General features: G+C 72.4%; 20 protein-coding genes. 5 read left to right on the forward strand and 15 right to left on the reverse strand.

All coding sequences use genetic code 11. The features are described from left to right. Positions 1–15: 15 nt before the first annotated feature. The 11 genes from AB0877_RS20610 to AB0877_RS20660 all read right to left on the reverse strand — a co-directional run bounded on the left by AB0877_RS20610 (position 16) and on the right by AB0877_RS20660 (position 10,559). On the reverse strand, positions 16–897 hold the full coding sequence (locus AB0877_RS20610; protein ID WP_366610974.1) for a lysophospholipid acyltransferase family protein: 882 nt from the start codon (positions 895–897) through the stop codon (positions 16–18). Between the two features lie 330 nt (positions 898–1,227). Next, positions 1,228–2,304: an NAD-dependent epimerase/dehydratase family protein gene (locus AB0877_RS20615; protein WP_366610703.1), complete on the reverse strand. Its 1,077-nt coding sequence runs from the start codon at positions 2,302–2,304 to the stop codon at positions 1,228–1,230. A gap of 121 nt (positions 2,305–2,425) precedes the next feature. Further along, positions 2,426–2,527: an AURKAIP1/COX24 domain-containing protein gene (locus AB0877_RS20620; protein WP_007465623.1), complete on the reverse strand. Its 102-nt coding sequence runs from the start codon at positions 2,525–2,527 to the stop codon at positions 2,426–2,428. Between the two features lie 269 nt (positions 2,528–2,796). After that, positions 2,797–3,006 (reverse strand): helix-turn-helix domain-containing protein, encoded by a 210-nt coding sequence (locus AB0877_RS20625; protein ID WP_007465625.1) that lies wholly within the window; start codon positions 3,004–3,006, stop codon positions 2,797–2,799. A gap of 212 nt (positions 3,007–3,218) precedes the next feature. After that, on the reverse strand, positions 3,219–4,403 hold the full coding sequence (locus tag AB0877_RS20630) for an ABC transporter permease (protein ID WP_366610705.1): 1,185 nt from the start codon (positions 4,401–4,403) through the stop codon (positions 3,219–3,221). Then, a complete protein-coding gene (locus tag AB0877_RS20635; RefSeq protein WP_366610707.1) occupies positions 4,400–5,386 on the reverse strand; it encodes an ABC transporter ATP-binding protein in 987 nt (328 codons plus the stop codon). Before AB0877_RS20635 ends, AB0877_RS20630 begins: the two co-directional genes overlap by 4 nt. Next, complete coding sequence (locus AB0877_RS20640; RefSeq protein WP_366610709.1) at positions 5,383–6,774, reverse strand: efflux RND transporter periplasmic adaptor subunit; 1,392 nt, start codon at positions 6,772–6,774, stop codon at positions 5,383–5,385. The genes AB0877_RS20635 and AB0877_RS20640 overlap by 4 nt, the downstream gene beginning before the upstream one ends. Positions 6,775–6,817: 43 nt before the next feature. Further along, positions 6,818–8,107: a hypothetical protein gene (locus tag AB0877_RS20645; RefSeq protein ID WP_366610710.1), complete on the reverse strand. Its 1,290-nt coding sequence runs from the start codon at positions 8,105–8,107 to the stop codon at positions 6,818–6,820. 55 nt (positions 8,108–8,162) lie between these two features. After that, positions 8,163–8,738, reverse strand: coding sequence for a WHG domain-containing protein (locus AB0877_RS20650; protein WP_366610712.1), 576 nt, complete (start codon positions 8,736–8,738; stop codon positions 8,163–8,165). Next, the gene (locus AB0877_RS20655) at positions 8,731–9,531 is read right to left on the reverse strand and encodes an alpha/beta hydrolase (protein ID WP_366610714.1); all 801 of its coding nucleotides are present in this window, start codon (positions 9,529–9,531) and stop codon (positions 8,731–8,733) included. Before AB0877_RS20655 ends, AB0877_RS20650 begins: the two co-directional genes overlap by 8 nt. Before the next feature lie 107 nt (positions 9,532–9,638). Continuing rightward, positions 9,639–10,559 carry a proline dehydrogenase family protein gene (locus tag AB0877_RS20660; protein WP_366610716.1) on the reverse strand — a complete coding sequence of 307 codons (921 nt, stop codon included), beginning with the start codon at positions 10,557–10,559 and terminating at the stop codon, positions 9,639–9,641. Positions 10,560–10,665: 106 nt separating this feature from the next. Between AB0877_RS20660 and AB0877_RS20665 the strand changes: the two genes are divergently transcribed. The 3 genes from AB0877_RS20665 to AB0877_RS20675 are packed head-to-tail and all read left to right on the forward strand — an operon-like array spanning position 10,666 to position 12,713. Further along, positions 10,666–10,938, forward strand: coding sequence for a hypothetical protein (locus AB0877_RS20665; protein ID WP_366610718.1), 273 nt, complete (start codon positions 10,666–10,668; stop codon positions 10,936–10,938). 1 nt (position 10,939) lies between these two features. Continuing rightward, positions 10,940–12,106: a glutathionylspermidine synthase family protein gene (locus AB0877_RS20670; protein ID WP_366610720.1), complete on the forward strand. Its 1,167-nt coding sequence runs from the start codon at positions 10,940–10,942 to the stop codon at positions 12,104–12,106. A 19-nt stretch (positions 12,107–12,125) separates the two neighbouring features. After that, on the forward strand, positions 12,126–12,713 hold the full coding sequence (locus AB0877_RS20675) for a CGNR zinc finger domain-containing protein (protein ID WP_366610721.1): 588 nt from the start codon (positions 12,126–12,128) through the stop codon (positions 12,711–12,713). 29 nt (positions 12,714–12,742) lie between these two features. Here AB0877_RS20675 and AB0877_RS20680 read toward each other — a convergent pair whose 3' ends face one another. Beyond that, the gene (locus AB0877_RS20680) at positions 12,743–13,549 is read right to left on the reverse strand and encodes a sugar phosphate isomerase/epimerase (protein ID WP_366610723.1); all 807 of its coding nucleotides are present in this window, start codon (positions 13,547–13,549) and stop codon (positions 12,743–12,745) included. 75 nt (positions 13,550–13,624) lie between these two features. Continuing rightward, positions 13,625–14,569 (reverse strand): Ppx/GppA phosphatase family protein, encoded by a 945-nt coding sequence (locus AB0877_RS20685; RefSeq protein ID WP_366610725.1) that lies wholly within the window; start codon positions 14,567–14,569, stop codon positions 13,625–13,627. A gap of 80 nt (positions 14,570–14,649) precedes the next feature. Between AB0877_RS20685 and AB0877_RS20690 the strand changes: the two genes are divergently transcribed. Beyond that, entirely contained in the window at positions 14,650–15,447 is a 798-nt protein-coding gene (locus AB0877_RS20690; protein WP_366610975.1) for a hypothetical protein, read from the forward strand. 40 nt (positions 15,448–15,487) lie between these two features. Here AB0877_RS20690 and AB0877_RS20695 read toward each other — a convergent pair whose 3' ends face one another. Further along, the gene (locus AB0877_RS20695) at positions 15,488–16,063 is read right to left on the reverse strand and encodes a TetR/AcrR family transcriptional regulator (RefSeq protein ID WP_366610726.1); all 576 of its coding nucleotides are present in this window, start codon (positions 16,061–16,063) and stop codon (positions 15,488–15,490) included. A 403-nt stretch (positions 16,064–16,466) separates the two neighbouring features. Here AB0877_RS20695 and AB0877_RS20700 point away from each other — a divergent pair, with 403 nt between their 5' ends. Continuing rightward, positions 16,467–17,120: an NAD(P)-binding domain-containing protein gene (locus tag AB0877_RS20700; protein ID WP_366610728.1), complete on the forward strand. Its 654-nt coding sequence runs from the start codon at positions 16,467–16,469 to the stop codon at positions 17,118–17,120. Positions 17,121–17,181: 61 nt separating this feature from the next. Here the strand turns inward: AB0877_RS20700 and AB0877_RS20705 are convergent, their stop codons facing one another. Next, the gene (locus AB0877_RS20705) at positions 17,182–17,865 is read right to left on the reverse strand and encodes a response regulator transcription factor (protein WP_030329696.1); all 684 of its coding nucleotides are present in this window, start codon (positions 17,863–17,865) and stop codon (positions 17,182–17,184) included. Positions 17,866–17,878 lie beyond the last annotated feature (13 nt).

Consider the following 17,878-nt stretch of genomic DNA (forward strand, 5'->3'; position numbering starts at 1 on the left):
GTCACGCCGGCTGGCTCAGGGGCCGAACGGGTCGGGCCGTCGCTCCAACAGCGTGTGCAGGGTCTGCTGGATGGTCTCCCGCACCTGGTCGGCGAGGTTGAAGACCACCAGCGGGTCGTCCGCCGAGTCGGTCAGGTGGGCGGTGGGAATCGGCGCGCAGAACTCGATCAGCCACTTGCTGGGTAGCGGCACCATCCCCAGCGGGCCGAGCAGCGGGAACGTCGGCGTGATCGGGAAGTAGGGCAGCTTCAGCAGCCGCGCCAGGGGCTTGATGTCGGCGAGCATCGGGTAGATCTCCTCGCCGCCGACGATGGCGACGGGCACGATCGGGGTGCCGGTACGCAACGCCGCCGAGACGAACCCGCCCCGCCCGAACCGTTGCAGCTTGTACCGGTCGGCGTAGAGCTTGCCGATGCCCTTGAAGCCCTCGGGGAACACACCGACCAGATCGCCGCCGCCGAGCAGCCGCTCGGCGTCCGGGTTGCAGGCCACGGTGCCGCCGGTCTTGCGGGCCAACTCGGAGACCACCGGCATCCGGAAGACCAGGTCGGCACCGAGCAGCCGCAGGTAGCGGTGGGCGGGATGCTTGTCGTGCAGCGCCGCCGAGAGGATCAGGGCGTCCAGGGCCACCGTCCCGGAGTGGTTGCCGACCACCAGGGCGGGCCCGTCCACCGGCACGTGCTCCACCCCGCTGACCTCGGTGCGGAACCAGTCGCGGTAGAGCACCCGCAGCAGCGGGTGGAAGACCGCGTCGGTCAACTCCGAGTCGAACCCGAACTCGTCGACCTCGTACTCACCGGAGAGCCGCCGGCGCAGGAACGCCAGCCCGTTCGCGACCTTGCGGTCCCAGTGGTCCCCGGGCCGGTCCGACACCGCCGGCTCGGTGCCGCCGGCCAACCCGCCGTCGATGCCGTCAGTCGGAGCCGGGGCCGGCGGCGCGGCCGAGGTCGGCGGCGCGGTCGGGGTCGGCGGCGCGGTCGGGGTCGGCGGCGCGGTCGGGGTCGGTCGATGTCCATTGCGCCGCGCCGGCTCCGCGTCCGGCCCGGGCACCTGCTCGGGTACGTCGAAACGCCCGACCGACTGCGGGTCGCGCCCCTCCTCGAAACCGCTCACGATGCCGCCTCGGTTCGCGACTGCGGGACTCGCACAACCGGCTCGTTCCTCGCGCTCACGATGCCGCCTCGGTTCGCGACTGCGGGACTCGCACAACCGGCTCGTTCCTCGCGCTCACGATGACCGCTCCCGGACCGCCGAGCGCACCTGCCGGATGCCGTCCAGGACGAGTTGCTCGGCGGCGGCCAGCTGATCCCGGGTGACCACCACCCCACCGTGGTGGGCCCGGATGAAGTCCTCGAACGCCTCGGCGGTCGACCGGGGCGTGAAGCCGTACTCCTGCTCGAGCCGGCTGGTGTCGACCACCCGGCCGTGCACGAAGAGGTCGACCTGGTCCAGGCCGTAGCGGCCGAAGCCCATGGTGCGGGCCAGCGCGGCGGCCCCGGAGAGACCCGGCTCCAGCACCGGCACGGCGACCCGGCCGGCGCGCCGGATCGCCTGAGACAGCGACAGCACGCCGGGGCCGGCGACGTTGTACGTGCCGGGATGGTCCTCCACGATCGACCGGTGCAGCACCTCCAACGCGTCGTCGAAGTGCAGGAACTGCAGGCGGGGGTCACGGCCGAAGACGGTCGGCACGAACGGCTGCGAGAAGTAGCGGGTCAGCGTGGTGTCCGCGGTCGAGCCGATGAACGGGGCGAAGCGCAGCACCGTGGCGGTGACGTCGGGCCGACGGCGGCGGAAGCCGCGCACGTACCCCTCAAGGTCGAGGATGTCGCGGCCGAAACCGCCGCGCGGCACCTCGCGGGGTTCGGTCTCCTCGGTGAAGACCGCCGGGTCCCGGAACGACACCCCGTAGGCGGCGGTCGACGAGCGGACCACGAGCTTGCGCAGTCGGGGTGCCCGCTGGCAGGCGGCGAGCATCTGCATGCTGCCGATGACGTTCTGGTCCTTCATCCCGGACCGGCCACCGTGCTGCGGGTCGGGTGAGGTGACGAGCGCGAGGTGCACCACCGCGTCGACGTCCAGGTCGGCGAGGAGGCCACCGAGGGAACCGCTGTCGACGCGGATCCGTTCGACCCGGTCCAGCAGGTCGGTGAACTCGATGCCGGAGTCAGGTGCGTCGACCCCGATGACCCGTTCGATGCGGGGGTCGGCGGCCAGTCGGGCCGCCACGTGGGCTCCCAGGTAACGGCCCACTCCGGTGACGACGACGACCCCCGGAGCACCTGAGGTGCCACCGGGGGTCATCTGACGCACCTACGCCGGCAGGATGGACCGAGCCGGGACGACCACGGCCTGATCACCTGAGCCTCCGGAGGTCGACAGTTTGGCAAGTGACGCCGAACGCCGGGCCTGAGCCCGGCGGCGATCACTTGCCGAGACGGCGACGCTGGACGCGGGTCTTGCGCAGCAGCTTGCGGTGCTTCTTCTTAGCCATGCGCTTACGGCGCTTCTTGACCACCGAGCCCATACGACAGCCTTTCGATACAACGTGCGGGGCGGACCGGATGACACCACGCAGGTGGCGACGGCGACCGCTTGCGGACAACGGACCGGACCAGTCTGGGCGGCGGGGCGCACCGGTGGGGTCTCGGTCGGGTTCCAGGGTAGCCGCAGGGCGTCAGCCGGACCAACGCGCCCCCGTCGCGGCCGCTTCCGGCGCACGACCCGGGGCACGCGAGCTCACCCCTCACGCCCACCGATGCCGGTCAACCGACGATCGGAGGGTGAGGCGGTGGCTCAGGCGGTCTCCTGAAAGGCACCCCGGAGATATTCGTGCACCGCGTGCTCGGGCACCCGAAACGACCGGCCGACCCGGACGGCGGTGAGCTCACCGCTGTGCACCAGGCGATAGACGGTCATCTTTGACACCCGCATGACCGTCGCCACCTCCGCAACGGTCAGGAACTTGACCTCCGACAGCCGTCCGTCGGACTGTGACCCGGCCATGGCTCACCGACCCATCCCATGCCCGGCGCGTGCCAACCCGACGGATGCTCCGGGCCGGGCCGACGACGCGCGTGTTACCAGTACGGTAGCGGGGCGGTTGTGACCGGCGCGATCCCTTCCTGCAACTGATCACGCTTCGGTGGCCGGTTCACCCGATCCGTGCTCCCGGTATCGGCCCGTCCGCGCCCGTCGTCCGGTTGTTCCTTTGCCGCTCATTCGGTGCGCAGCGCGACCACCGGGTCGAGCCGGCCGGCGCGTTGCGCGGGAACCACCCCGAAGACGATGCCCACCACCGCCGAAACCCCGAAGGCGAGCGCCAACGACCACCAGGTGATCGCCGCCGGGATCGGCGACAGCGCGTCGACGAGCAGGGCGGTTCCCACGCCCAGGGCCATCCCGGTCAACCCGCCGATCGTGGTGAGCAGCACCGCCTCCAGCAGGAACTGCACGCCGATGTCGCGGGGGCGCGCGCCGACGGCCTTGCGCAGCCCGATCTCCCGGGTCCGCTCCCGGACGCTGACCAGCATGATGTTGGAGACGCCGACGCCGCCGACCAGCAGCGAGATGCCGGCGATGGCGGCCAGCACGCCGGTGAGGACACCGAGGATGTCGCCGAGCACGCCGAGGATCTGCTGTTGGGTGACGGCGCTGAACTCGGTGTCCGGGTGGCGGCGGTTCAGCTCGGCGACGATCCGTTGGCCCAGTTCGTCGATCCGCTCCCGGTCCGGCGCCTTCACCGCGATGCCGTCGACCCGCTGGGTGCCCCAGAGTCGTTGCGCGGCGGTCACCGGCACGTGCACCTCGTCGTCCCGGTCGACGCCGAGGCTCTGCCCGAGCGGCGCGAAGACACCGATCACCCGGAACCGCACCCCGGCCAGCGCCACCTGCTGGCCGAGCGGGTCCCGGTCGGGAAAGAGCGCACGGGCGACCGAGTCACCGAGCACCGCCACCCGGCGGCTGGTGTCGACGTCGGTGCCGGTGAGGTAGCGTCCCCGCGCCAGCGAGCGGGTGAACACCGCCGGGGTGGTCTCCAGGACGCCCTGCACCGTGGTGAAGTCGGAACGGGCGCCGGCCCGCGCGGTCGCCCCGGAGGCGACGGTTACCGCCACCCGGTCGGGGTCGCCGACCACCCGGGTGACGGCGTCCACGTCCTTGAGGGTCAGCGGCGAGACGACGGGCGCGTTGCCCACCTCGATGCGGCCGGGGACGACCAGCAGCAGGTTGGAGCCGAGCCCCTCGACCTGTTGCTCGACCTTCTGCTTGGTACCGGTGCCGATCGCCACCAGCAGCACCACCGAGGCCACCCCGATGATCACCCCGAGCATCGTCAGCGCGCTGCGCAGCCGGTTGGCCCGCAGGGCGTCCAGTGCCACCCGCCATGCCTCGGCGACCCTCACGCCGTACCTCCGGGTCGCTCGACCGCGCGCGGGCCCGCGGCGCTCTCCCGCGCCTCGCCCCGGTCGGCCTCGGGTCGCTCGACCTCGCGCGGAAGGCGCCCGGTGGCTCCGGCGGCGCCACCGGAGCCACCGGACGGGTGCCCCGGACCGCTTCCGGACGCGGACCGGGGCTCCGCGCTGGGAGCGGGGAACAGTGTCGCAGGTCGACCGTGATCAACGGACGGCGGTCGATCATGAGCGGAGCGGGGGTCGCCGCTGTCCGCCACCACCACCCCGTCGCGCATGGTGATCCGACGCTGGGCGCGGGCCGCCACCTCCTGGTCGTGGGTGACCATCACCAGGGCCACCCCCGACTCCGCGTTCAGTTGTTCCAACAGCCCCAGCACGGCGGCGCCGGTGGCGCTGTCCAGGTTGCCCGTGGGTTCGTCGGCCAGCAGCACCGTCGGCTCGGTGACCAGCGCGCGGGCGATCGCCACCCGCTGCTGCTCGCCGCCAGACATCTGGTTGGGCCGGTGATCCAGCCGGTGCCCGAGGCCGACCCGGCCCAGCATCGCCGCCGCCCGCTCCCGCCGCCGCCGGGCCGGGACCCCCCGGTAGACCAGCGGCAACGCCACGTTCTCCACCGCCGAGGTACGCGGCAGCAGGTGGAACGCCTGGAAGACGAAGCCGATGGTCTCGTTGCGCAGGGTCGCCATCTCCGGTGGGGCGAGGGCGTTGACGTCGCGTCCACCGATCACCAGGCGGCCACCGGTGGGCCGGTCCAGCCCGCCGAGGAGGTGCATGAGGGTGGACTTGCCCGAGCCGGACGGGCCGACCAGCGCCACGTAGTCCCCCGGCTGCACGGTGAGCGACACCCCGCGCAGCGCCTCCACCGACACCCCGTCGAGCTGGTACGTCCGGGACACGTCCACCGCCTCGATGGCCGGAACGCGCTTGCCTTTCGGCGGATCGCCGCCCGGGTCCGCGACGGCCGGTTCGCTCACCGGACTTCCTGGCCGTCGCGAACCTGGTCCGCGCCGCGCACCACGATCCGGTCGCCGGGCTGCACGCCGTTGAGGATCTGCACCAGGTCGGACCCCTGGACGCCCACGGTCACCGGCGCCCGGCCCGCCTTCCCGTCACGGATCACCCAGACCGCGTCCCGGCCGTCGGCGGAGAACACCGCCGACGCGGGGACCGTCACGGCGTCGACGGCCTCGCGTACCCGCAGGTGCACGATCGCGTTCATGCCGGGGCGGGGCGTGGGAGCGGGCTCGTCCTCGGCCAGCTTCCCGGCGCCCAGCGCCAGGCGGACCCGGTAGGTGACCCCGCCCTGCGCGGAGTTGGTGGGCAGCACGTCGACCGAGCGGACCACCGCGTCGTAGCTGGCGCCGGTGACGGCGTCCAACTCGACGGTGGCCGGCACGCCGGCCTTGACCAGCAGAACATCGGTCTCGTCCACCTCGGCGAGCAGGCCCAACTGCCCGGTGTCCACAACGGTCAGCACCGGGGTGCCGGCGGTGACCTGACCACCGATTGCGACGGCGTCGTCGACCCCGGGGGGCGGGCCGCCCTGGCTGGGGGCCAGCACGGACGGGTCGAGGCCGGCCGCCTGCGCGCCACCGGCCTGCTCCAACAGCCCGGCCAGACCAGCATTCGCCCCGCCGCCGGCCCGGGTGCCGCCGGGCTGCACCACCCCGGCGATCGGGGCGCGCAGGGTCAACGCGTCGACCGTCGCCTTCGCCAGGTCGTACGCCTGCTGGGCCTGGAGCCGTTGCGCCGCGGAGAGCGCGCCGACGGCGGAACTCAACCCGTTGACCCCCCGCTGCACGGCGCGGACCGCCTGGTCGGCGCTGCGCGCGGCGGCAGCGTACTGGCGTTGCGCGGACGTCACCTGGGTGAGCAGCGCGTCGCGCAGTTGCCGGTCGGCGATCTTCTCGGCGGCCTTGCGGGCCGCGTCGAACGCCTCGTCGGCGGCCTTGTCGGTGCCACGCCGGCTGCTGGTCAGACTGCCCGCGCCGACGCCTCGGCCGGCGCGCTTCGCGGCGGCCAGCGCCTCCTTGGCCTGACGGAGTCGCTGGTGCGCGCTCGGCGAGTCGACCACCGCCAGCACCTGACCGCGCTTGACCCGCTGTCCGGGTTGGACGCGCAGGCTGGAGAGGGTGCCGTCGGCGGGAGCGGTGAGGGTGGCGGCGGCGCGGGCGGTGATCGTGGCGGGTGCGTCGATCACCTCGGTGACCGGGTTGCGGGTGGCCGACGCCAGCGCGAGATCGGGGCCTTCGTCGCCGCAGGAGGCGGCGGTCGTGGCGGTGAGGACGACGACGGCGGTCAGGGCGATGAGCAGGCGGGGCCGCGTGGTGCTGGCGGGCCGTGACGACTGGGAACGGCGCACCCATCGATGGTACGGCGCACCGCCGCACCGCCTGCGAGCTGCGTCAGGCGGCGGTGGCGCGGACGTACGCCACGCACTCGTCGTGCAGCGTCGACCACTGCTCACCGAACGCCTTCTCGGAGGCCGCGTCGATGGTTCTGCCGTCGTGCACCACGGTCTTGAAGAAGGTGAGCAGCCGCAGCGGCCCGTACCTGTCGACGAGGTGCCGAACGGCCAGGTAGCCGATGCCGTAGCTGGCGGCGACCCGTTCGGCGGAGGCGTCGTCGGCGGGGTTGACGCCCTCCAACTTGCCGTCCCAGCCGCCCCGGACCATCTTGCGCACGTCGGCGATCCCCTCGTACCGGTCGACCGCCTGGCCGCCGGCGCCGGCGAACTCGGCCAGGCCCTCGACCAACCACCAGGTGAGCTTGCCCGGGTAGCCGCGCTCCGGCAGCGACGCCGCGTGGGTCAGCTCGTGCCGCAGCAGGTCGTCGGTGCCGCTGTTGGTGAGCCCTTCGGCGTTGAGCACCACCTCGTGGTGGCCGCCGCCCACCGTCACCGCGTAGCCGCCGGTCCACTCCGGACGATCCCCGCCGTACCAGCGTTGCCACTCGGTGCGCCCGGCGTAGAAGATCCGGTACCGGTCCGGCGGTGAGCCGGTCACCGCGTACGTGTCGGCGACCTTCGCCGCCGCCTCCGCCTGCGCGAGCAGGCCGGGCAGCTTGCCGCGCAGGGCCGGGGTGGTGGCGACGATGGTCCGCGCGCCGACGGCGACGGCCAGGTTGCTGATCTCCCACGGCCGGGTGCCGGTCTCCACCGACTTGGATTCCTCCATGGCGACCATCCGGGGCTGGTCGCCGTTCTCCCGCCACCGGGTGCCGATCAGCACCGGGCTGGGCCGGCAGTTCGGTGTGACGAAGCAGTACTGGAAGCGCACCAGCAGCCGCCACTCGCCGGGCTTGCCGATGATCGGCACGGGCAGGCCACTCGGCTCGGCCCGCCAGCCGGTCACCTTGAGCTCGCGCAGTGCGGCGAAGCGTCGACGCAGGTCGTTGTGGGCGGCGGGATCGGCGACGGCGAGGAACCCGGCGCGGTCACCGCCCAGCAGTGCCGCCGACTGCCGGTGGAGCTGGGCGGTGATCAGGTCGGACAACCCCCGGGCCACGGCGGTGGCCGGATCGTCCGCCGACGAGGCGCCGACCCGGCTGACAGTGGCGCGGGAGCCTGTCTCCCGGATCACTCCGACGACGAGCGCCGCCGGCAGGCCGCAGCCCAGCAGCAGGACGACCACCACGAGCACCGTCCACAGCGGCCAGAGCCGCCGCGGTACGGGCTGCTGCACCTCGTCAGTCACCCGCCGAAGGGTACGACCACTACCTGGACGCGGCGAGGCCGCCCCGGCCGCTCGCTCACCCGCCGGTGCGCGGCCAGGAACGGAACGAGATGTCCATGCTCGCGACCAACTGGTGGTACGAGCGGTCGACGTCACGGGGCAGACCGAAGCCGCCCGCGGCCTCCAGGGTCACGAAGCCGTGCAGGGCGCTGCGCAGCGCGCGGGTCGCGTCCACCGCGTCGTCCCCGGTGAGCCCGTACCCGCGCAGCACCGCGAAGACCGCGCCGACGGCGCGTTCGCCGGCCGCCACGTGTTCCTCATCGGCCGGGTCCGGCACCCGCTGCGTGGTCGGGTAGCGGCCGGGGTGCCGCAGGGCGTAGCCACGGTAGGCGTCCGCCATGGCGCGGAGCGCGTCGCCACCGGAGCGGCCGACGGCGGCGGTGGTCATCTCGGTGGCCAGTTCGGCGGTGGCCAGGGCGGCCAGTTTCTGGGTCAGCGCGTCCGCCCCCCGCACGTGCTTGTAGAGGCTGGGCAGCGCCACCCCGAGCCGGCTGGCGAGCGCGGCGAGGGTGAGCTGCTCGAAGCCGACCTCGTCGGCCAGCCGGGCCGCCTCCCGTACGACGGTCTGCTGGTTGAGGCCGACCCTAGGCACCGGCGCACACCGCCAGGAAGCCGAGCAGCTTGTCGGCGGTGCGGTGCGGCCGGTCGGCGTGCGGGTAGTGGCCGGACTCCTCGATCATCCGAGCTTCGGCGGTGCCGAAGAGCCGCCGGGCGGCCCGCGCCTCGGCTCCCGGGTCGGGGAAGTCCGGGTCCTTCGAGCCCATCAGCACCAGCACCGGTTGCCGCACCTGCCGGGCACGGGCGGTCCAGTGCGGCTCCGCCGGTGCGATCACGCCGCGCGTCGCGGCCATCCGACCGGGCTCGCGCAGGTTGGCCACCATCGATCGACGGTACGCCGCGTCGTCGGCGGGCCGGTGCACCGGGAACAGGGTGTTGTGGAACATCCCGAACAGGCGAGGGCTGTGCAGCACCGACCACATCGCCATCCGCAGCATCGGGTTGAGCTTCGGCTGACCGACGAACGCGCCGATCTGCACGATGCCGCTGACCAGCTCGGGCGCGTCGGTGGCGGCGAACACCACCGCCGCCGCGGCGGACGAGCTGCCGACCAGCACGGCCGGGCCGGCGTCGAGGTCACGGACCACGGCCAGCAGGTCCGCGCCGACCTCCGCCGGGGCGTACGTGGGCCACCCGGCGCTGGACTCGCCGTGCCCCCGGACGTCGACCGAGGCGACCCGGTGACCGGCGGCCACCAGCAGCGGCACGAGGTGCCGGAAGCTCGCCCTGTTCTCGCCCATGCCGTGCGCGAGGACCACCAACGGCCCCTCGCCCCGCGCCTCGTACGCGATGTGTCCGTCGCCCCGCCGCACCTGGCTAGCTGTCATAGCCTTAAAGCTAAGCCACTTAGCCAAGCTTGGCAAGCCGGATAGCGAGACGGGCCGGCGGTGACCCCGAGGAGTCGCCGCCGGCCCGTCGCGCCGAAGCGCGGGAACTACTTCTTGGAGATCAGGGCACGGCCGAAGAAGACCAGGTTGGCGGGGCGCTCGGCGAGCCGGCGCATCAGGTAGCCGTACCACTCGTCGCCGTACGGGACGTAGGTGCGCACCGTGTAGCCCTCGCCGGCCAACCGGGCCTGCTCCTCGGGGCGGATGCCGTAGAGCATCTGGAACTCGAAGCGCTCGGGACCCCGGTCGAACCACCGGGCCCGGTCCTCGCCGATGGCGATCATCCGCGGGTCGTGGGTGGCCAGCATCGGGTAACCGTCGCCGGACATCAGGATGTTCATGCAGCGCACGTACGACTTGTCCACCTCACGGGTCGACTGGTACGCCACCGACTCCGGCTCCTTGTAGGCACCCTTGCACAGCCGCACCCGCGACCCGGCCGAGGAGAGTTCCCGGCAGTCCGACTCGGTCCGCCGCAGGTACGCCTGGAGCACCGCGCCGGTCGACGGGAAGTCCTTGCGCAGCCGGCTCAACACCTCCAACGTCGAGTCGGTGGTGGTGTGGTCCTCCATGTCCAGGGTGACAGTGGTGCCCGCCGCGTCGGCCGCCGCGCAGATCGCCCGCGCGTTGTCGTACGCCAACTGCTCGTCGAACATCTGGCCGAGGGCGGAGAGCTTCACGCTCACCTCGGCGGCCGGGGTGAGCCCGGCGGCGCCGAGCATCGACAGCAGTTTCAGGTATTCGTCGCGGGTGGCGGTGGCCTGCTCGGGGCGGACGGTGTCCTCACCGAGGTGGTCGAGGGTGACCGCGAGGCCGTCGTCGACGAGCCCGCGGGTCGCGCGCAACGCGTCGTCGGTGGCGGCGCCGGCGACGAACCGGCGGACGACGTCCCGGGTGTACGGGGCAGTCGCGACGAGCCGCTCGACCTGGGATGACCGGGAGGCGGCGAGGATGACGGAACGGAGCATGAGCCGAGCGTAACGCCCCTGCGAGGGGCCCCGCCGAGGGGCGGCCGGGCCACCTCGGCCCGGGGGCGGGGCGGCGGCGGTGGCGTCGATCGGCTACAACGATGCCGTGGACCAACGCCCCCGCCGCCGACTCCGCTCGGCCTCCGTGCAGCTCGGCGCGCTCACCGCCCTCGCGCTCGCCCTCTCCGGCTGCAACATGACCTCGGACGACGACGATGACGACGACTGCGCCCTCGGGCCGGTCGGTGGCGGCGACACCGTCGCGCTGGCGATGCGGGTCAGCGACCCGGCCGCCGGTCGCACCGCCCCGGAGCCGACCGCCGCCGCCCTGCCCGAACGCGGCGGATTCGGCACCCACCTCGCCGCCTGCGGCGGCTGACGTGCGCCGCGAGTCGGTCACGCCGCGCCCCGACTGGGACGCCACCATCCGGTCGCAGGGTCTGGTCTACGTCGACACCGAGCTGCCCGACGGCGGGATCATGTCGTACTGGGACGAGACCGCCGCGTACGCGTTCGACCTGGACGAGGTGCTGCGGCTGGAGGAGGCCACCGAGGAGCTGCACCGGATGTCGGTGGCCGCCGCCGAGCACGTGGTGGCGCAGCGCCGGTACGCCGAGTTCGGCATCCCGCAGTGGGCGGCCGAGGCGGTGGCCCGGTCGCTGCGGGAGGCGCCACCGACCCTGTACGGGCGCTTCGACCTCGCGTACGACGGCACCTGGCCGCCGAAGATGTTGGAGTACAACGCGGACACCCCCACCGCGCTCGTCGAGGCGAGCATCATCCAGTGGTACTGGCTGGAGCAGACCCGGCCGGAGCTGGACCAGTGGAACAGCCTGCACGAGCGACTGGTCGGCGCCTGGGCCAAGATCGGGGCTGGGCTGCACGACCCTTCGGTGCACGTGCTCTGGTCGAACGAGGAGGAGTCCGGCGAGGACCACATGACCGCCGGCTACCTCGCCGAGACCGCCCGGCAGGCCGGCCTCAGCGTCGAGCTCCAACCCATCCAGGAGATCGGCTGGGACGGTCGGCGCTTCGTCGACGCCGACGACCGCCCGGTGACCACCTGCTTCAAGCTCTACCCGTGGGAGTGGATGCTGGCCGAGCCGTACGGGCCGGCGGCCCTGGCCCCGGGCACCCCGACCACCTGGATCGAGCCGGCCTGGAAACTGCTGCTCTCCAACAAGGCGCTGCTCGCCGTCCTCTGGGAGCTGTACCCCGGCCACGAGTACCTGCTCCCGGCGTACCTCGACTCGCCGCGCGGGATGCCGGAGTACGTCGCCAAGCCGCTGCTCGGCCGCGAAGGCGGTTCGGTACGCATCGTCACCGCCGACGAGGAGATCACCAACCCGGGGATCTACGGCGACGAGGGCTGGTGTTACCAGGAGTTCCGGGCGTTGCCGCAGTTCGCCGGCAACCGGATGGTGCTGGGCAGCTGGATCGTCGACGGCGAGTCGGCAGGCGTGGGCGTGCGGGAGAGCGCCAGTCTGATCACCGACGGCTACGCGCGGTTCCTGCCGCACTACATCGACGCGCCGCGCACCCGCTGAGTCGTCTACCGTTGGGGGTGTGAACTTCGACGCGTACGCCAGGACCGGTGTTGACCTGGTCAACGCCCGCCTGGACGACCTCGACGACCTGCGGGCACTCTTCACCGACGACCACGGCTGGATGCGCGACGAGGTCGCCGACCGGGACGTCGCCATCTTCCGCCGGGCGCAGAAACGGTTGCGCGACGTCTTCGAGTACGGCACCTCGGGCCGGGACGCCCAGGCGGTCACCGAGCTGAACGCGCTGCTCGAGGCGTTCCCGGTGCAGCCGCGCATCTCCGGGCACGACTCCAGCGACTGGCACATGCACGTCACCAGCCGGGGCGCCTCGGTCAGCGCCGAATACCTGGCCGGCGCGGCCTGGGGGCTGTCGGTCTGGCTCTGCGAGTACGGCAGCGCCCGGTTCGGGGTCTGTGCCGACGAGCGGTGCGGCAACGTCTACCTGGACACGTCGTCCAACTGCTGCCGGCGGTTCTGCTCGGAGCGCTGCGCCACCCGCTCGCACGTCGCCGCGCACCGGGCCCGCAAGCGCGCGGCGGTCGGCGAGCAGGTGACTGTCGCCCCGCAGCCGACCTCCGCCACCGACTCCCTCTCACCGGTCAGCTGAGCGACATCGCCCGGTAGCGGGCGGACGGGTCAGGCGTCGACAGGTGACGGCGCGGTCAGGTGCTGGCGGGCGAACTCCAGCGCGGCGCGCAGGTCCGCCTCGCGCACCGCGCGGCTCTTCGCGCCCCGGGTGGCGACCTCCACGGCCACCGCCCCGGTGAAGCCCCGGCCAGCCAGCGAGGAGAGCAGCTCCCCGCAGGGCTGGGTACCCCGCCCGGGCACCAGGTGCTCGTCGCGGCCCTCGCCGGTGCCGTCACCGAGGTGCACGTGCGCCAGCCCGGCGCCCATCCGGTCGGCCATCTCCAGGGGGTCGCTGTGCGAGGCCGCGCAGTGCGACAGATCCAGGGTGTACGACGGGTAGCCGGCGTCGGTCGGGTCCCAACCGGGCACGTACGGGACGAACTGCCGGCCCGCCATCCGCACCGGGTACATGTTCTCGACGGCGAAGCGCAGCCCGCTGAACCGCTCCGCGACGGTGGCCAGACCCTCGGCGAAGTTACGCGCGTAGTCGCGCTGCCAGCTGAACGGTGGGTGCACCACGACGGTCGGCGCGCCCAGCGTCTCGGCCAGCTCGGCGGCCTTGCGCAGGCGCTCCCACGGGTCCGGGCTCCACACCCGCTGGGTGACCAGCAGGCAGGGCGCGTGCACCGAGAGCACCGGCACGTCGTAGTGCGCGGAGAGGCCGCGCAGCGCACCCGCGTCCTGGCTGACCACGTCGGTCCAGACCATCACCTCGACGCCGTCGTAGCCGAGCGCCGCGGCCAGTTGGAACGCCGCCGCGGTCGGCTCGGGGAAGACCGACGAGCTGGACAGGAGCACGGGAACGCGGGAAGTCACATCAGCCAGCGTAGCCCGGCAGCGCCGGGGGCATCGTGACGAGCGCCGGCAAACCGACCGAAAACGGCCGCCGGATCAGATCGGCTCCAATTGATCGAGCCGGCGGAGGATGACGCCCTCCCGCAGCGCCCACGGGCAGATGTCCAGCGAGTCCAGATCCAGACGGCGCATCGCCGCCTCGGCGACCACGGCACCGGCCAGCAACTGGTGCGCCCGACCCGCGCTGACCCCTTCCAACTCCATCAACTGCGCCGGTGGGATGTGCCGGATGAAACCGATCACCTGCCGCAGACCGGCCCGGGTGAGGCTGCGTCGCGCCCACAGCCCGGCGCCGGACGGAGCGGCCCCGGCGAGTCGAGCCAGCGTGCGGAACGTCTTCGAGGTGGCCACCGTCCGGTCCCAGCCGACCTGGGTGATCTGGTCCACCACCTTGTCCAGCCGGCTGTCCACGTACTCCCGGAGCTTCTCGACGGCCTCCGCCGACGGCGGGGCCGTGCTCGCCGGGTCGACCCGTAGCCGCTCACGGGTCAGCCGGCCGGCGCCGAGCGGCAGGGAGACCGCGACCTCCGGGTCCTCGTCGATGCCGGCGGCGATCTCCAACGAGCCGCCACCGATGTCGAGCACCAGCAGCCGGCCGGCCGACCAGCCGAACCACCGCCGGACGGCCAGGAACGTCGAGCGCGCCTCGTCCGCCCCGGAGAGCACCGCCAGGCGTACGCCGGTCTCGTCCCGAACCCGGGCCAGCACCTCGGCCGCGTTCGTGGCGTCGCGCACCGCGGACGTGGCGAAGGCGATCAGGTCGTCGGCCTCCAGCCCGGCAGCCGCCGCCTTGGCCATGCTCACGGCCTTGACCAGGCCGTCCGCGCCCGCCTCGGTCAGCGCGCCGTCGGGGCCGATCTGCTCGGCCAGCCGGAGCACCACCTTCTCGGAGTGCGCCGGCCACGGGTGCGCGCCGTGGTGCGCGTCCACCACAAGGAGGTGCACCGTGTTGGATCCGACGTCGAGGACACCCAGTCGCATGATGAAGACAGTAGGCGCAACACGTTTGCGCGGCTCGCCGGCCTGCGGACGTCACCGCGCGTACGCTGGGCCGAGTGACGATGGAGCTCCGTGTGCTGGTGGACGACCCGGGTGACCCGCGCAGCCGTGAGGTGCCTCTGGACTTCCCTCGGGAGTGGATCGAGTTCACCGACCCGGCCGACGAGACGCACCTGATCCGGGCCGACCTGACCTGGCTGCTCTCCCGCTGGACCTGCATCTTCGGCAAGGGCTGCCACGGCATCATCGCCGGCCGGTCCGCCGACGGGTGTTGCTCGCACGGCGCGTTCTTCACCGACTCCGACGACGAGAAGCGGGTTCGCAACGCCGTCCGTCGGCTGACCCCGTCGACCTGGCAGCACTTCCGGCGCGGGTTCAAGAACTGGACCGACGAGGACACCATCGACGGCAAGAACCCGGCCCGCCGCACCGCCACCCGGAGCCCCGACGCTCCGTGCGTGTTCCTCAACGACGCCGACTTCGCCGGCGGTGGCGGTTGCGCCCTGCACGCCCAGGCGCTGCGCGACGGGGTGCACCCGTTGGAATACAAGCCGGACGTCTGCTGGCAACTGCCGATCCGCCGCGATCAGGACTGGGTGAAGCGACCAGACGACAGCAAGGTGCTGGTCTCCACCCTGTCCGAGTTCGACCGGCGGGGCTGGGGAGCCGGCGGGCACGACCTGGACTGGTGGTGCACCTCCTCGACGGACGCGCACGTCGGCACCGAGCCGATGTACCTGTCGTACGGGCCGGAGCTGACCGCGCTGATCGGCGCTGCGGCCTACGAGCGGCTGGCCGAGCTGTGCGCGACCAGGACGAGGCAGGGCATGATCGCCCCGCACCCGGCCGACGAACTCTAACGGATCTTGGCAGTATTCCCGCTACTCCGACGGTCGTCGCTCAGCGCAGGGCGTCGTCGACAAGCGTGCGGGCGCTGCGCTGGGCCGCGTCGGCGATCAGGGGGTCGCCGTCGAGCACACCGGCGACGAGCCCGCCGTCCAGCAGCAGGGTGAGCTGCTGGGCCAGCAGTTCCGGGTCGGCCGCGCCGGCCCGGCGGGCCAGCTCGGTCACCCAGGCACGGACCACGGTTTTGTGCTCGACCGTCCGGGCGTGCACCGGCCCAGCGGCGGACTCGGCCGCGGTGTTGATGAACGCGCAGCCGTGGTAGCCCTCCCGGCGACAGGCGCCGGTCAGCGCGTCGAACATCCCCACCAGTTGGTCGCGTGGCTCGTCGCCGGCATCCCGGGCCGCGGACCGCAACGCGCCGAACCACGCCTGGTCGACCCGATCGAGGTACGCCAGCACGAGGTCGTCCTTGCGCGGGAAGTGCTTGTAGAGCGTCGCCTTGGCCACGCCCGACTCGGCGATCACCGTGTCCACCCCCACGCCGCGTGGCCCGTGGGCGTAGAAGAGCCGGAACGCGGTGTCCAGGATCCGGTCCCTGGCCGAGCCGGCCGGAGTACGGGGCGCGGGCATCGGTGCTCCCTCGTTCTGCTGATGGCAGCCCTGATCCTATAGACGACTTCGTCTACGGGGGCACTGCCTCCGGCTTCGGCGACCCCGCGAGGGCCGCGCGTCTGTGGCACGACGACGTCGCGACGGCCTTCGCGGGCGAGGGGCGGGACATGGGCTCGGGGCGCTTTGGAGCTGAATCGCTTATGACATCAGCGGAAGGCACCGGCCGGCGACGGCGGATGACTCGTTTGTGACATCAGCTCCAAAGGACTACCAACCGTACCGCCGCACCGCCGGGGTCCAGAGAGGGCCGACCGCCGACACCTCTGCGGCTCATTAGAGGGCTGCGGTAGACAGACCTGTCTGTTAGCCTGCCTGTGATCGGCATCAGCCGATCCACTGTCCCGACGGAGGATCGATCGACATGCGCATCGCAGTCCTCGGCACCGGCTCGGTCGGTCGAGCCATCGCCGCCCGCACGGCGGAGCTGGGTCACCAGGTGACCATCGGCACCCGCGACGTCGCGGCCATCCGGGCCGGCGACCACGCCCACTGGGCGGCGCAGCACCCCGAGGTCGGCCTGGCGAGCCTCGCCGAAGCCGCCAGCGGCGCCGAGCTGGTGGTGAACGCCACGAACGGCAACGGCTCGCTCCCGGCACTGGCCGCGGCCGGCGCACCGAACCTGGCCGGCAAGGTTCTGCTCGACATCGCCAACCCGCTCGACTTCGGTGCGGGCTTTCCACCCACCCTGTCGGTGGTCAACACCGACTCCCTCGCCGAACGCATCCAGCGCGAGTTTCCACAGACCAGGGTGGTCAAGTCCCTCAACACGGTGACCGCCGAGCTGATGGCGCACCCGCATCAGCTGGCCGAAGGCGCGCACAGTGTCTTCGTCTCCGGCGACGACGCGGAGGCCAAGCGGATCGTCACCGGGCTGCTGGTCAGCTTCGGCCACACCGACGTGATCGACCTCGGCGACCTCTCCACCGCACGGGGCACCGAGATGCTGCTGCCGCTCTGGTTGCGCCTCTACGGTCGACTCGACACCGCCACCTTCAACATCAAGGTCGTCCGCTGACCGGGCGGGAACAGACCGAAGGGGGCCTGCGCCGAGCGCAGACCCCCTTCGCGTACGCCGATCAGGGCTCGAACTTGTAGCCCAGACCCCGCACCGTGACGATGAAGCGCGGCGCGGACGGCTCCGGCTCGATCTTGGAGCGCAGCCGCTTGACGTGCACGTCGAGCGTCTTGGTGTCACCGACGTAGTCGGCGCCCCAGACCCGGTCGATGAGCTGACCGCGGGTGAGCACCCGGCCCGCGTTGCGCAGCAGCAGCTCCAGCAGCTCGAATTCCTTCAGCGGCAGCTGCACGGCCCCGCCGTCGACTGTCACCACGTGCCGCTCGATGTCCATCCGCACCGGGCCGGCGGCAAGCGTCGGCGCACCCGCCTCGGCCACCTCCGGGCTCTGCCGGCGCAGCACCGCCCGGATCCGGGCGACAAGTTCCCGCGGAGAGTACGGCTTCGTGACGTAGTCGTCGGCGCCGATCTCCAGCCCGACCACCTTGTCGATCTCGCTGTCCCGAGCGGTGACCATGATGATCGGGACAGCGGAGCGCTGCCGCAACTGCCGGCAGACCTCGGTGCCCGACATCTCGGGCAACATCAGGTCGAGCAGCACGATGTCGGCGCCGGTCCGGTCGAACTCGGTGAGGGCGTCGGTGCCGGTCGCGGCGACCGAAACCTCAAAGCCCTCCTTACGGAGCATGTACGACAAGGCGTCGGAGAACGACTCCTCGTCCTCGACCACGAGAACGCGGCTCAACGGGGATTTCCTT

Origin of the sequence: Micromonospora sp. NPDC047644, from assembly GCF_040704315.1 — a bacterium.
Classification (GTDB): domain Bacteria; phylum Actinomycetota; class Actinomycetes; order Mycobacteriales; family Micromonosporaceae; genus Micromonospora.

Coding starts and splice junctions, on each gene's coding strand:
- AB0877_RS20625 (WP_007465625.1), bottom strand. CDS start 3,006: ATGGCCGGGTCACAGTCCGACGGACGGCTGTCGGAGGTCAAGTTCCTG.
- AB0877_RS20690 (WP_366610975.1), top strand. CDS start 14,650: ATGGAGCTCCGTGTGCTGGTGGACGACCCGGGTGACCCGCGCAGCCGT.
- AB0877_RS20655 (WP_366610714.1), bottom strand. CDS start 9,531: ATGACAGCTAGCCAGGTGCGGCGGGGCGACGGACACATCGCGTACGAG.
- AB0877_RS20660 (WP_366610716.1), bottom strand. CDS start 10,559: ATGCTCCGTTCCGTCATCCTCGCCGCCTCCCGGTCATCCCAGGTCGAG.
- AB0877_RS20685 (WP_366610725.1), bottom strand. CDS start 14,569: ATGCGACTGGGTGTCCTCGACGTCGGATCCAACACGGTGCACCTCCTT.
- AB0877_RS20620 (WP_007465623.1), bottom strand. CDS start 2,527: ATGGGCTCGGTGGTCAAGAAGCGCCGTAAGCGCATGGCTAAGAAGAAG.
- AB0877_RS20615 (WP_366610703.1), bottom strand. CDS start 2,304: ATGACCCCCGGTGGCACCTCAGGTGCTCCGGGGGTCGTCGTCGTCACC.
- AB0877_RS20695 (WP_366610726.1), bottom strand. CDS start 16,063: ATGCCCGCGCCCCGTACTCCGGCCGGCTCGGCCAGGGACCGGATCCTG.
- AB0877_RS20700 (WP_366610728.1), top strand. CDS start 16,467: ATGCGCATCGCAGTCCTCGGCACCGGCTCGGTCGGTCGAGCCATCGCC.